This is a genomic window from Acinetobacter sp. WCHAc010034 (assembly GCF_001696615.3).
GTDB lineage: Bacteria > Pseudomonadota > Gammaproteobacteria > Pseudomonadales > Moraxellaceae > Acinetobacter.
In genome coordinates this window covers 1,064,595-1,077,109 of the sequence record NZ_CP032279.1, presented here as the reverse complement: position 1 = coordinate 1,077,109, position 12,515 = coordinate 1,064,595, and the positions used below count along the sequence as shown (strand labels likewise).

Genomic DNA, 12,515 nt, shown 5'->3' with positions numbered 1-12,515 from the left:
ATTCTTCCTGTAGGTCCAGCATGCAATTTAATATAGTTGCAGCGCAGCGCGATGGATAGCGCTGTTTGGTCAGGAAATTGTTGCTTTTTTGATCATGTTTTTAAGGCTGGCGCTGCTCTGAGGGCGCGCAGCGGAAAGGAAAAATGCGGCCGGATGGCCGCATTTTTATGATGCCTGAGTCCTCAGCTGCTCAGATGAGGCGCAGGGCATTAGGCATTGGATTTCAGGCTTTGCGTCATGCCGTTAATATCGCCGCCTTGAATGCCCAATTCGCTCATTAGGCTGTCAATCAAAGGCGCCTGAGAGCGGTAGCGCAGGGCGCTGTTGACCACCTGGTCGGACAGGGCCACAGCGCCGCCTTCATGCTGCGCATCACTTTGGCAGGAGCCGGCATGGCCGCCGTGCAGGCCGTTAACCTGCAGAATCTTGATGTCGTCAATATTTTCCATCGGCTTCACGCTTTCACGGATAATTTCCGGCAGGTATTTCAGCATGGCGAGGCGGATCTGCATTTCAATCTGTTCAGAAGACAGCACGTTGTTGGCTTCGTTGACGGCACGCGTCCCTTCCGCATCAACCTGATACTGCTTTTCCATCGCCTGCGCCAGCAGGATTTTCGCATCGGCTTCGCCTTTGGCTTTCAGGCGGGCCTGTTCGGCTGCCGCTTCGGCAGCGATGCGGATCGCTTCTGCATCATCGGCTGCAGCCTGTTTGCCGGCTTCCGCCGCCACCGTAATGGCAATCGCGTCTTTTTCCGCAGCCTGCTTGGCCGCCACCAGTTCAACGGCTTTCTGCCGTTCGGCGCGCTGGGTTTCCCGCACGGTAATCACTTCCTCTTCGGCTTTGACCGCCTCAGCGCGGGCGCGGTCAGCCTGCGCTTTAGCCTCGGACTCTTCGCGTGATTTCTCAGCAATGGCAATGGCGCGGATCTGCTCAGCCAGTTCAATGGTTTTCTTCTGCTCGACTTGCGCCTGTTCAATAATCTGCGATTTCTGAATATTCTGATTTTCAACATCACGGGCCGCGGTAATGCGCTTTAAATCGACTTCACGCTCGGCGGCGATGCGCGCTTCTTCCGCTTCGCGCTTCTTGCCGGCTTCCTGCGCTGCAATTTCAGCCAGCTGTTCCGCGCGGCGCACGGCAATCTCGCGCTCCTGCTGCAACTTGGCGTATTCTTCTTCGCGCAGAATCTGCAGGCGAGCCTGTTCAGCTTCCAGATTTTTGGTTTTAATCGCCAGATCAGCATCCTGCTCAATTGCGTTGCGCTTGCGGCGGCGGTCTTCAATGGTTTCTGTCAGCTTGGTCAGGCCTTCGGCGTCGAAGGCATTTTGCGGGTTGAAATATTTAAACCCTGTTTGGTCTAAACCTGTCAAAGAAACAGTTTCCAGCTCTAAGCCGTTTTTATGCAGATCTTCAGAAACCACCTGCTGCACTTTCTGCACAAAGTCGACACGCTTTTCATGCAGCTCTTCCATCGCCATTTCGGCAGCCACTGCGCGCAGAGAGTCGACAAATTTGCCTTCGACCAGATTCTTCAATTCATTCGGCGACATGGTTTTCTGCCCCAGCGTTTGCGCCGCCGTGGCGATTGATTCCGCCAAAGGCTTGACGCGCACATAGAACTCCGCCATCACGTCCACGCGCATGCGGTCGCGGGTAATCAGCGCCTGATCATCCGCGCGGCGCACTTCCAGGCGCAGGGTATTCATGTTTACAGGGATAATTTCATGCAGCACCGGCAGCACAATGGCGCCGCCGCCTAAAATCACTTTTTCACCGCCAAAGCCGGTGCGGACAAAAGAAATTTCCTTGCTGGAGCGGCGGTACAGGCGGGCAAGGATAAAGCCGATAAAAATCAGGGCGGCGAAGATCACGCCGACCGTGGCCAAAAGGCCGCTTGGAATAAGGTCTAACATGCAGCTGATTCTCTATAGTTGTATTTAAAGTTAAAATGAAATTTTATCAAGGCAGACTGGCCTGAAAGCCAATTTTAGTTTTCTGGGTCAGCACCACGGCCTGGCCCTGCAGAAAGGTTTCATCTGTTTCGGGTTCGACCAGCACATAATGCAGCTGACCATGCTGGTCGCGCACTTTGGCCTGCGCCGGAGAATTCGGCTTGGCTTCGCCCAGGATGATGACGGCTGTGCGCCCAATCAGTTCTTCGCTGTAAATCGCCGAGGTTTCATCCTGCGGCAGGATTTTTGCGATCAGCTGCGCGCTGCCGCGGACCAGCGGCATGCACAGGAACAGGCAGGCGGGGGAAATGATCCAGGCATTCAGCAGCGTGCCGGTCAGCTGCTGCACAGCGCCTTGCAGAATCAGCCCGCTCAGCCCGTAGACGGTCAAAAAGATAATCAGCCAGACAAAAAGCGGCACGCGGCCTAAATACAGCCAATCCAGCGCTTTGCTGAGCAGGCTGTGATCGGCATCGACGCCGATGTCCGCCTGATGTCCGGCGCCATCCGGCAGAAACTGCTCCAGCAGGCCTTGCGAGCCGCCGCCGATCAGCATCAGCGCCATTTCAAAAATGCCGAACAGGAACATCAGGCACAGGCTGATGCTGAATACAATATTGGAAGGATGCGTCAACAATTCCCACATTATATTTATCTCTATATTATGATTATAAATAATTGGAAAAAATAAGTTTCTGGCTGAAATTTCCCCCTCAGCAGAAGATAGCATTTAACGCAGCCGATGTGTATGCAAAATGCCGTAAAAATCTTCATGAAGCGCTGAATAAATATAACAGTAAACTTATTGGCAAGGAATTGATGCCTTTGCTTTTTTAGCCTGCATGGCCGTCAGGCCGGCTTAGGGCATTTAATGATAGCCTTATTGTAATCAGCTTTGACTGAATGGCGGCCAAAGCTGCAGGGCAGGCGGGCGGATTGGGCTCAAGGCCTTGATTAATTATCTTTTATAAGCAATATCAAAAAACTTCTATATGACGAATTTGCATATAAATATAATAAAACAAGCAATAGTACAGATAACTAAATCACTATAATGAATATAAATTTTCAAAAGTGTCATAAGTACACGTTTTTTCTAAGCTGGTGTTATTCATGTCGTTAAATGAGGAAAGACTTACTCATCTTAAACAGCTGGAAGCTGAGAGTATTCATATTATCCGTGAAGTTGCTGCCGAATTTGAAAATCCGGTCATGCTCTATTCAATCGGCAAAGATTCCGCAGTAATGCTGCATCTTGCAATGAAAGCGTTTTATCCCGCCAAACTTCCATTCCCGCTGCTGCATGTAGACACGGGCTGGAAATTTAAAGACATGATTGCGTTCCGCGACAACATGGCGAAACAGCATGGCTTTGATTTGATCGTGCATCAGAATAAAGAAGGCGTTGAAGCTGGAATCAACCCTTTTGACCACGGCAGCTCAAAATATACCGACATCATGAAAACCCAGGGCTTAAAGCAGGCTTTGGATAAATACAAATTTGACGCCGCTTTTGGCGGCGCGCGCCGCGATGAAGAAAAATCGCGCGCCAAAGAGCGGGTGTATTCATTCCGCGACTCCAAGCACCGCTGGGACCCGAAAAACCAGCGCCCTGAACTTTGGAATCTTTACAACGGCAAAGTGAACAAGGGCGAAAGCATCCGCGTGTTCCCGCTGTCCAACTGGACTGAGCTGGATATCTGGCAGTACATTTACCTGGAAAGCATTCCATTGGTTCCATTGTATCTGGCTGCGGAACGCCCTGTGGTGGAGCGCAGCGGCACGCTGATTATGGTGGATGACGAGCGCATGCCTTTAAAAGAAGGCGAAGTTCCGCAAATGAAATCGGTGCGTTTCCGCACTTTAGGCTGCTACCCGCTGACCGGCGCAGTCGAATCAACGGCCAACACCTTGCCGGAAATCATTCAGGAGATGCTGCTGGCGACCAGTTCAGAGCGTCAGGGCCGGATGATTGACCATGATGAGGCAGGCTCGATGGAGAAGAAAAAGCAGGAAGGCTATTTCTAATCTCCCTTGCGCAGCAGTCTGCCCGCCTCTTTTAAAAAGAGGGCTGGGGCGGACTGGAAAACCGGTTTCTAAAGAATTTGTGGAGTTTGAGCGATGTCTCATCAATCAGAATTGATCAGCCAGGATATCTTGGCGTATTTAAAACAGCATGAAAACAAAGATCTTTTGCGCTTCCTGACCTGCGGCAACGTGGATGACGGCAAAAGCACCCTGATCGGCCGCCTGCTGTATGATTCAAAATTGATCTATGAAGATCAATTGCAGGCGGTGACCCGCGACTCTAAGAAAGTCGGCACTACAGGCGATGCGCCGGACTTGGCGCTGCTGGTTGATGGCCTGCAGGCGGAACGCGAGCAGGGCATCACCATTGATGTGGCTTACCGCTATTTCTCAACGGAAAAGCGCAAGTTCATCATTGCCGATACGCCGGGGCACGAGCAGTACACGCGCAACATGGCGACCGGCGCTTCCACCTGCGACCTGGCGATTATCCTGATTGATGCGCGTTACGGCGTGCAGACCCAGACCCGCCGCCATACTTATATTGCCAGCCTGCTGGGCATTAAGAATATTATTGTCGCCATCAATAAAATGGACTTGGTGGAATTCTCTGAAACGCGCTTCAATGAAATTCAGGCGGAATATGCGGACTTCGTCAGCCAATTGGGCGAGCGCAAGCCAAGCAATATCATCTTTACGCCTATTTCCGCATTGAACGGCGACAACGTGGTGAATAAATCCGCCAATACGCCTTGGTACACCGGCGAAACCTTAATGGGCACGCTGGAGTCCGTTGAAATTAACCGCGACAGCGAGAAGCATGATTTCCGTTTCCCGGTGCAGTATGTCAACCGTCCGAATCTCGACTTCCGCGGGTTCTGCGGCACGATTGCGCTCGGTGAAATCAATGTGGGTGATAAAGTTACGGCCCTGCCTTCAGGCAAGTCGTCAACGGTTAAGGAAATCGTCACTTTTGACGGCAACCTCCAACATGCATTTGCCGGCCAGGCGGTGACATTGACCCTGAATGATGAAATTGACGTGTCGCGCGGCAACGTGCTGGTCCGCGCGGATCAGGCGCTGCCTGCCATTTCCCGCTCGGTGAAAGCGACTGTGGTTTGGATGGCGGATCAGCCGCTGGCGCTGGGCAAGCTGTACAACGTTAAGATTGGCACGCAGACTGTTCCCGCCAAAGTAACCGGCATCAACTACCGCACAAATGTGAATACGCTTGAGCAAATGCAGGTGGATCATCTGGATTTAAATGCGATTGCCAATGTCACGGTTGAATTTGATGCGCCGGTGGTCTTTGACCGCTATCAGGACAGCCGCTATACCGGTTCATTCATTTTCATTGACCGCTTAAACAACGTCACAATTGGCGCGGGTATGGTGGAAGAATCTGTGGAGTGGGCAGCGCACAGCAGCCCTGTGACTGCGGAAGACCGCGCAGCGCGCTTAGGCCAGAAGCCGGCGTCTATCGCTGTTTCAGCAAAAGCGCTGGAAAATGCGCAGGCGCTGGAAAGCCTGCTGATGCAGCAGGGCGTGGTTGCACTTGCTAAAGCGGGCTTAAGCGCTGAGCAGGCTGCATTGCTGCGTGAAACTGGCGTGGTTGTGGTGACTGACCTTGCGGAAGGTGCAGACGTCAGCTACGCGGATGAAGCTGCGGAAGCGCTGGCTGAGAAAATTGTTGAGCTAGTCCGCCTGTAAGGGATTGGATGGATTGAAGACAGCCCGCGACAGCGGGCTTTCTTATTGCCGTAAAAAGCTGGCGGCTAAAAAATAAGCGCTCAAATAATGATATATGGTTCACGTAAATAATTTCCCTATACAATGGCTTGTAGAGGGGGTATTTATGAAAAAATTATTAACCTGAGTTCGATATAAAAAAGAAACAAAGAAAAAGCCTTTGAAGTTGTAAGATTTTGGTTCTCAAGACAAAAAATCACAAAATAAAGGCTTTCCTATGGATTATATTACTGAAATCTTCTGTGCAATAGATGATTTCTGCAAAGATTTTGAATCCGCGCTAAATACAGCCCTCATTTCAGACCGCCAGCCAAGGCGGCGCAGAGCCAAGGCCCTCTGCCTGTCCGAGATCATGACAATCGCTGTGCTGTTTCATCAGTCCGGTTTCAGGTTCTTCAAGTATTATTACAGCCATATGATTCAGCCTTTCTGGAAATCAGCTTTTCCTGCACTGCCCAGCTATAACAGAATGATTGAGTTGCTGCCTCAATGCCTCACAGCGTTAACTTGCTTCTTTCATCAAATTAAAGGCCAATGTACCGGGATCAGCTTAATTGATTCAACTAAACTGCCCGTTTGCCATAACCGCCGCATTGCAAGGCATAAAGTTTTTAAAGGCCTGGCAGAGCGGGGAAAAAGCAGTATGGGCTGGTTCTACGGATTTAAATTGCATATGGTTATCAATCAATTAGGTGAAATTATCAATATTGCATTTACATCAGGAAATGTTCACGATGTCAAAATGCTGGATGTGTTAAGCAAAGGCTTAAGTGGAATTTTACTCGCAGATAAGGGATATATAAGTAAAGCCAAGGCTGAAAGCTTATCTCAGCAAGGCATTAAGATCTTAACCATGGGGCGTAAGAATATGAAGAATCCGCCTGAATATAACGAGGAAGAAAAACAGCTTCTCTCAAAGCGGGGATTGATTGAAACAGTGAATGATCAGCTGAAAAACCTGCATCAGATTGACCATACCCGGCATCGTTCGGTTAATAATTTTATGGTCAATCTGATGGCTGCAATAGTTTCTTACTGTTTATCACCGAATAAGCCGGCCTTTAGAAATATGCTTAATTAGTAAGCATATTAAGTCGAACTCAGGTTATTATTTTTAATTGGCTTATGTTTATCTTTTGGTGCAGAAGCGAAACAGGGCGCTGAAAATACCGCAGCGGTTAAGCGGAAAATTATCCAGCAGTCGATTGAAAGCTATCCGGGAAACTGCCCTTGTCCATACAATACTGCGCGCAACGGCAGCCGCTGCGGCAAACGCAGCGCGTATAACCGCGCGGGCGGCTATGCGCCGCTTTGCTATCTTGAAGATGTCAGTGAGCGGATGGTGAGGGAATATAAAGGGCGGGGCTAATGTAGCCGCCCTTATTCAGGTGGGGTACCAAAAGCTTAAAATATTCATTTCACTTAAAAAAGGCCCTGTGTTTTTAATACAAGATATTCCCTTAAATCCTGTGGATAGCCTTGAATCAATGCGAGAAATGTATCCTTGCGGCCTTGATATAAAGCACGGGAGGCTTCCTCATAATTCGGCATATTGCCCAGCATGGCGGACATAAAGCGGTCAACAGTCTGCTTCGCCAGCATGATATTGCTTTCAGAGGCCGGGTTATTCAGTTCCTTATCAATTAATTTGCGGATTACAGCCGAAGCGCTTGCACTCTGCAAATCCAGCCAATCCCAATGCTTCTGCTGCAAGGTAATTTCACGCGAAATCACGCCTAATTTAGGACGGCCAACTTTCTTGGCAGCTTCAGGCGCAGCATAGCGCTGCTGAATTTCAGTTTCAGAACCTGAAATATTTACATCAATCTGCTGGCCGGTTTGATCATTAAAAATCAGAACCGCTGCTGAGTCATCCGCTTGATTTTTTAGCGCCAAAGCCACCTGCAGCAGAGAACCGGTTAGCAGGTGTTTATCGCCGGTAAAGGCGCTATAGGTGTGTTCAGTCTTCATATAAAAAATGTTCTATATATTTTGTCCGGGTAAAATTATATTATCCGGGTAAAATTAAAAAATCAAACAAAAAATGATCAGCTCAGCATTGTTTCATGGTTGATCTGTGCTCAAATAGGTCTAATAAGTGTAAAAAACGTACAATAGGGGGAGGGCTTGTTTTGCATGCGCTGTGCAGCTGGTTTCTGTGCAAAAATAAAAGGGAAATGCAAATGCCTGATCTCATCCTGACAACATTTGACTGGGTTCCGGAACCGCCAAGAGGCTATGTGCGGGATCTCCGCGTGCGCTGGGCGCTGGAAGAAGCCGGGCTGCCTTACACAGTGCAAAGCACGCCTTTTAAAGACCGCGGCACCGAACATTTTGCGCATCAGCCCTTTGGGCAAGTGCCGTGGCTGACGGATGGCGATATCTCAATTTTTGAGAGCGGAGCCATCCTGCTTTATCTAGGCGGACTCAGCGGCAAGCTGCTGCCGCAGGATCCCTGCGGGCGCAGCGATGTCATTCAATGGGTATTTGCGGCGCTGAACTCCGTGGAAATGGCCAGCCTGCCTTTATCATTTTACCGCTTTACCCATGACACGGCGGAAACGCCTGCCAGAAAATTGATGGATGCATTCCTCCGCGCGCGCTTGCAGCATATGGAAAAGGTGCTGGCAGGGCGCGAATGGCTGGCTGGGGCTTTCTCTGTTGCGGATATCCTCATGGCGGATGTGCTGCGCTTGGTGGGCCGCTTTGGCGGTTTGGCGGAATATCCAGCCTGCAGCCCTTATGCAGCCCGCGCCACAGCCCGCCCGGCGTTTCAAAAAGCCTATGCCGATCAGATGGCGCATTTCGCTGCTGCGGATGAGGCGCTTAATCAGAGGTGAATCAGCGGAAATCGGCTTTAAGCATCCATGCTATCCACAATGCTTTTCATTTCAGCCAGGCTTTTAACTCCGGCAATCCTTTTAATAATTGCACCATTGCGGAAAATCAACGTGGAAGGCAAGCCGTAAACGTTATAGCGCAAAGTCAGAATCGGCGACTGGTCAATATTCACCTTGCCGAATTTAATCTCAGGATTCGCCTGCGCATAATGTTCCGCCAGCTGTTCAAATACTGGGGAATTCTGCACGCAGGGCGCGCACCAGCCGGCATAAAAGCGGATGACCGCAAGGCCCTCGAACCATTCAAAGGCGCTGTAGTTGTCTTCATGGTATTCAATCACGGCTGGCATGCGTTTTCCTGAAAATCCTGCAGATTAATCCTGAAGCCAAGTCATGGCATATTCTGCATGTCCTGTATTTTCATCAATACCTTGGCTGATGACTTTAAAGCCGTGCTTCTGATAAAAACTTACGGCAGGGGCATTTTCAGCATAGACGCTTAAATGCAGTTCACGGCGCTGCTGCTTTAAAAAATCAAGCAGAGCAGAGCCGTATCCATAGCTCTGCTGCTCCGGCGCAACAAAAAGCGCAGCCAGAAATGCATCTGGCCACAGCAGCGAGGCAAAGCCCATGACCGCATTATTATCTTCTATCACATAATTTTCAGCCAAGGGCAGGTAGGTGTCCCGCATACTGATCAACTGATTTTGCCAGAAGGCGGCGGGAATGAAATCATGCGCCTGAATGGAAGCGTCCAGCCATATCTGCAGCATGGCCTGCATGTCATCCGCGGCGGCTTTTCTGATGGCCCTCATGCTTTACCTATATCAATTGGCTGAATAATAAAGTGATTATACATAAGTCCACTGTTATTCATTCTATGCAAAGTTTATGCTGCAATACATCAAAGCGGAAAACAATTGAATCAATCAGGAAATAATTATGTCGCACGCAACGATGCAGCAAGTCATTATTACAGAACCGGGCGGAGTGGATAAGCTTGCCTATGAAAGCGTGGCCGTGCCTGCGCCTCAAGCGGATGAGGTTTTAGTGAAAGTGCATGCTTTCGGCATTAACCGCCCCGACATTCTGCAGCGCCAGGGCCTGTACCCGATGCCGAAAGGCGTCACCCCGGTGCCGGGCCTGGAAGTAGCAGGCGAAGTGATTGCTGTCGGCAGTGATGTCACCAAATTCAAAGCCGGCGATAAAGTCTGCGGCCTGACCAACGGCGGCGGCTATGCGGAATACTGCGCCGTGCCTGAAAGCCAGGCTTTGGCCATTCCGGCAGGCGTCAGCTTTGTGCAGGCGGCCGCCATTCCGGAAACCTTCTTTACCGTATGGGCGAACGTGTTTCAGATGGGCAGGGCCAAGGCTGGCGAAACCGTGCTTGTGCATGGCGGCGGCAGCGGCATTGGCACCACAGCGCTGATGCTGTGCAAGTCCTTGGGTATTAAAACTTTTGCCACGGTGGGCACGGATGAAAAAGTGCAGGCGATTGCGGACTTAACCGATGCCATCAACTATAAAACGCAGGATTTTGAGCAGGTTATTAATGAGAAAACCGGCAATGGCGGCGTAGATGTGATTTTGGATATGGTTGGCGCGCCGTATCTGGAAAAGAACCTTAACCTGCTGCGCCGTGACGGCCGCCTGGTGTATATCGCATTTTTGGGCGGGGCGAAAGCCAAAGAGGTGAAGCTCGGTCAAATCATGATGAAGCGCCTGACCATTACCGGTTCAACCATGCGCGCGCGCAATACCGCAGAAAAAGCTGAAATTGCGCAGGGCCTGCAGGAGCATGTTGCGCCGCTGTGGGCAAAAGGCGAATGCCTGCCGATGATCTATAAAACATTTAAGTTTGATCAGATTCAGGATGCGCATGCCTGCATGGATACTGGCGAGCATGTGGGGAAAGTGGTGGTGGAGGTTATTGCCTGATTCCGCTCAGCGTTGTTTCAAGCCAGTTCATTGAACTGGCTTTTTTTATGCATAGGCGGAATTTCTGAAAAAATATAACGGAGATTAAAAAAATCGCATCATATTTTATTCTGCTGTGACATCACCTGTCACAGGCCGCGCTTAGATTATGGGAAGGCCCTATTCATTAGAAAATTTGATCAATTCATTGCGGGCCGGACTGGATGAAAGATATGAAGAGGGCGCTGATTGTGAAAGTTGATAAAAAACCTTATACGGGACGCCATATGCTCAAGGCCTTAGCCCGCCTTTTTAAGGCATTGATTCAGCAAAAAGTGCAGTGGGGTGAATTGCCTAAGTATTACGCGGCCATGCTGCATTTCGAGCGTTATTTAGACCGGCTAAATGATCGGAAAAGCCAGTCCGCTGCGGCAAGCTAAGCGCCGGCTGTTTCTAAATTAAATATATGAATTAGATAAATAAAAATTGCATTTTCGTTTGTGGAAAAAATGCATTAATTATGCTTTTATGGGCCTGAGCGGTATATCATGCAATAAGCGCTGCAGCTGAGAAGAAATCAAGGGTAAAAATATGACGCGTGAAGCGACGGCGCATGAGCGTTTGGCAGACCGTTTGGCGAATATTCTCACTAAGCTGAATATGGGCTGCCAGCTCAGTGTGAAAGAGCTGGCGGAAGAGTTTTCGGTAAATCCGCGCACCATTACCCGCGATTTTGACCGCTTAAGCCGTTTCCTGAATTTAATTGAAGATCCGCAGAGCAGGAAGTTCTATTTGGAGCCGAGCCATCTTGGCAAAATTACGCCCAAAGATATTCAGAACTTTGCCAAGCTTTCGGGGATCAGCCACCTTTATCCGAGCCTGGATATGTCCTTTCTAAAGGAGCTGCTGGACAGCCGCGCAAATCAAATATACAGCGCCAAAGGCTATGCTTTTGAAGATGCCGCCCAATTCACCGATATTTTTAAAGTGCTGGGCAATGCGATTCAGAACAGCCTGCAGGTGGGGTTTTTATATAAAAATTAACCCCGGCTGGTTCAGTCTTACCGCTTGATTCATCATCACGGCAGCTGGTATCTGGCTGCCGTGCGCAAAGACGAATTGCGCACATACAGGTTAAGCCACATCAGCCTGAATTCTTCCAGTCATACCTATTCAGCGTTTCAGCCCAATGCGGAAATTTTAAAGCTGCTGGAAGATGAAGAGGGCATTTGGTTTGGACAGGAAAAGAAGGAAGTGATTCTGTCCATTCATGCGGATGTCGCCAGTTATTTTAAGCAGCGCCGCCTGCTGCCGGAGCAGCAGTTGGTGAAAGAGCTGGATGATGGCGGGCTGCTGGTTTCCAGCCGCATCAGCCATGATATTCAGCTTTTGCCTTTGGTGCGGTTCTGGATTCCGAATGTGAAAGTGGTGAATCCTGAGGGCATGCAGGCTGAGCTGGAAAATGAGCTGAAGCGGTATTTAGGGAGCTAAGTGACCTTTATGGCATGGCAGCCGGCGCCAATCAAAGTGCAGTGTCCTAAATGTAAAGCGGCTGCTATCTTTGCGCCCAAAAGTGATGTGATTGCATTTTTTCCACACTGCAGGAAGTGCGGGGAAGGGATGGAAATTGCGGGAAAGCCTGGTCTATGGGATTGGGTTAAATATCCTATTGTTTTTTAAAGATGGCTATAAGGGAAAGAGGGGCTTGAGAGGCTGGGGAGAGATACCCTATTTGTTTTTAGTTTGTTTGTTGGAAGGGCGCTGAATTCCAGGTATAAAAAAACCAGCTTAGCGCTGGATTTTTTATTGCACCATTTTAAGAAGTATTAAAATGGTGCCCGAGGCCAGACTCGAACTGGCACGCCTTGTGGGCGGGGGATTTTAAATCCCCTGTGTCTACCGATTTCACCACTCGGGCATTTTAACAAGATTGGAGGCGGAGGTCGGAATCGAACCGGCGTACACGGAGTTGCAGTCCGCTGCATGACCACTCTGCCACCCCGCCGCGTCTTGTTGATGCGTATAT

At 49.7% G+C, this 12,515-nt stretch carries 12 protein-coding genes, 2 tRNA genes and 1 pseudogene; 8 read left to right on the top strand and 7 right to left on the bottom strand.

The genetic code is table 11. The features are described from left to right. Positions 1-209 precede the first annotated feature (209 nt). Positions 210-1,916, bottom strand: coding sequence for a flotillin family protein (locus BEN74_RS06760; protein ID WP_068907443.1), 1,707 nt, complete (start codon positions 1,914-1,916; stop codon positions 210-212). A gap of 46 nt (positions 1,917-1,962) precedes the next feature. Then, the gene (locus BEN74_RS06755) at positions 1,963-2,601 is read right to left on the bottom strand and encodes a YqiJ family protein (RefSeq protein WP_068907445.1); all 639 of its coding nucleotides are present in this window, start codon (positions 2,599-2,601) and stop codon (positions 1,963-1,965) included. 467 nt (positions 2,602-3,068) lie between these two features. On the opposite strand from BEN74_RS06755, the gene cysD reads away from it, so the two are divergent. The 4 genes from cysD (at position 3,069) to BEN74_RS19685 (ending at position 7,101) form a co-directional block, all read left to right on the top strand. Further along, on the top strand, positions 3,069-3,983 hold the full coding sequence (gene cysD, locus BEN74_RS06750) for a sulfate adenylyltransferase subunit CysD (protein ID WP_068907447.1): 915 nt from the start codon (positions 3,069-3,071) through the stop codon (positions 3,981-3,983). A 93-nt stretch (positions 3,984-4,076) separates the two neighbouring features. Continuing rightward, positions 4,077-5,693: a sulfate adenylyltransferase subunit CysN gene (gene cysN / locus BEN74_RS06745; RefSeq protein ID WP_068907449.1), complete on the top strand. Its 1,617-nt coding sequence runs from the start codon at positions 4,077-4,079 to the stop codon at positions 5,691-5,693. 256 nt (positions 5,694-5,949) lie between these two features. After that, positions 5,950-6,813 carry an IS982 family transposase gene (locus tag BEN74_RS06740; protein ID WP_068907692.1) on the top strand — a complete coding sequence of 288 codons (864 nt, stop codon included), beginning with the start codon at positions 5,950-5,952 and terminating at the stop codon, positions 6,811-6,813. 36 nt (positions 6,814-6,849) lie between these two features. Next, entirely contained in the window at positions 6,850-7,101 is a 252-nt protein-coding gene (locus BEN74_RS19685; RefSeq protein WP_086374346.1) for a hypothetical protein, read from the top strand. A 53-nt stretch (positions 7,102-7,154) separates the two neighbouring features. Here BEN74_RS19685 and BEN74_RS06730 read toward each other — a convergent pair whose 3' ends face one another. Then, complete coding sequence (locus tag BEN74_RS06730) at positions 7,155-7,703, bottom strand: DUF2239 family protein (RefSeq protein WP_068908595.1); 549 nt, start codon at positions 7,701-7,703, stop codon at positions 7,155-7,157. A 212-nt stretch (positions 7,704-7,915) separates the two neighbouring features. Here BEN74_RS06730 and BEN74_RS06725 point away from each other — a divergent pair, with 212 nt between their 5' ends. After that, the gene (locus tag BEN74_RS06725; RefSeq protein WP_068908757.1) at positions 7,916-8,572 is read left to right on the top strand and encodes a glutathione S-transferase family protein; all 657 of its coding nucleotides are present in this window, start codon (positions 7,916-7,918) and stop codon (positions 8,570-8,572) included. A gap of 17 nt (positions 8,573-8,589) precedes the next feature. Here the strand turns inward: BEN74_RS06725 and BEN74_RS06720 are convergent, their stop codons facing one another. Together BEN74_RS06720 and BEN74_RS06715 are read right to left on the bottom strand one after the other, a co-directional pair. Then, positions 8,590-8,922, bottom strand: coding sequence for a thioredoxin family protein (locus BEN74_RS06720; RefSeq protein ID WP_068908597.1), 333 nt, complete (start codon positions 8,920-8,922; stop codon positions 8,590-8,592). Positions 8,923-8,946: 24 nt separating this feature from the next. After that, on the bottom strand, positions 8,947-9,387 hold the full coding sequence (locus tag BEN74_RS06715) for an N-acetyltransferase (protein WP_068908600.1): 441 nt from the start codon (positions 9,385-9,387) through the stop codon (positions 8,947-8,949). A gap of 127 nt (positions 9,388-9,514) precedes the next feature. Here BEN74_RS06715 and BEN74_RS06710 point away from each other — a divergent pair, with 127 nt between their 5' ends. From BEN74_RS06710 to BEN74_RS06700, 3 genes and pseudogenes are all read left to right on the top strand, one after another. Then, a complete protein-coding gene (locus tag BEN74_RS06710; protein ID WP_068908602.1) occupies positions 9,515-10,510 on the top strand; it encodes an NAD(P)H-quinone oxidoreductase in 996 nt (331 codons plus the stop codon). Between the two features lie 230 nt (positions 10,511-10,740). Beyond that, positions 10,741-10,929 carry a hypothetical protein gene (locus BEN74_RS06705; protein ID WP_068908759.1) on the top strand — a complete coding sequence of 63 codons (189 nt, stop codon included), beginning with the start codon at positions 10,741-10,743 and terminating at the stop codon, positions 10,927-10,929. A gap of 151 nt (positions 10,930-11,080) precedes the next feature. Further along, positions 11,081-11,980: pseudogene (locus BEN74_RS06700) on the top strand (helix-turn-helix transcriptional regulator). A gap of 341 nt (positions 11,981-12,321) precedes the next feature. On the opposite strand, the gene BEN74_RS06690 reads toward BEN74_RS06700, so the two are convergent. After that, positions 12,322-12,407 (bottom strand) — tRNA-Leu (locus BEN74_RS06690). A 13-nt stretch (positions 12,408-12,420) separates the two neighbouring features. Then, a tRNA-Cys gene (locus tag BEN74_RS06685) sits at positions 12,421-12,494 on the bottom strand. Positions 12,495-12,515: the final 21 nt, after the last annotated feature.

Bases quoted from the DNA above. Each gene is read 5' to 3' on its own strand.
- BEN74_RS06760 (WP_068907443.1), bottom strand. From the start codon at position 1,916: ATGTTAGACCTTATTCCAAGCGGCCTTTTGGCCACGGTCGGCGTGATC.
- BEN74_RS06755 (WP_068907445.1), bottom strand. From the start codon at position 2,601: ATGTGGGAATTGTTGACGCATCCTTCCAATATTGTATTCAGCATCAGC.
- cysD (WP_068907447.1), top strand. From the start codon at position 3,069: ATGTCGTTAAATGAGGAAAGACTTACTCATCTTAAACAGCTGGAAGCT.
- cysN (WP_068907449.1), top strand. From the start codon at position 4,077: ATGTCTCATCAATCAGAATTGATCAGCCAGGATATCTTGGCGTATTTA.
- BEN74_RS06740 (WP_068907692.1), top strand. From the start codon at position 5,950: ATGGATTATATTACTGAAATCTTCTGTGCAATAGATGATTTCTGCAAA.
- BEN74_RS06730 (WP_068908595.1), bottom strand. From the start codon at position 7,703: ATGAAGACTGAACACACCTATAGCGCCTTTACCGGCGATAAACACCTG.
- BEN74_RS06725 (WP_068908757.1), top strand. From the start codon at position 7,916: ATGCCTGATCTCATCCTGACAACATTTGACTGGGTTCCGGAACCGCCA.
- BEN74_RS06720 (WP_068908597.1), bottom strand. From the start codon at position 8,922: ATGCCAGCCGTGATTGAATACCATGAAGACAACTACAGCGCCTTTGAA.
- BEN74_RS06715 (WP_068908600.1), bottom strand. From the start codon at position 9,387: ATGAGGGCCATCAGAAAAGCCGCCGCGGATGACATGCAGGCCATGCTG.
- BEN74_RS06710 (WP_068908602.1), top strand. From the start codon at position 9,515: ATGTCGCACGCAACGATGCAGCAAGTCATTATTACAGAACCGGGCGGA.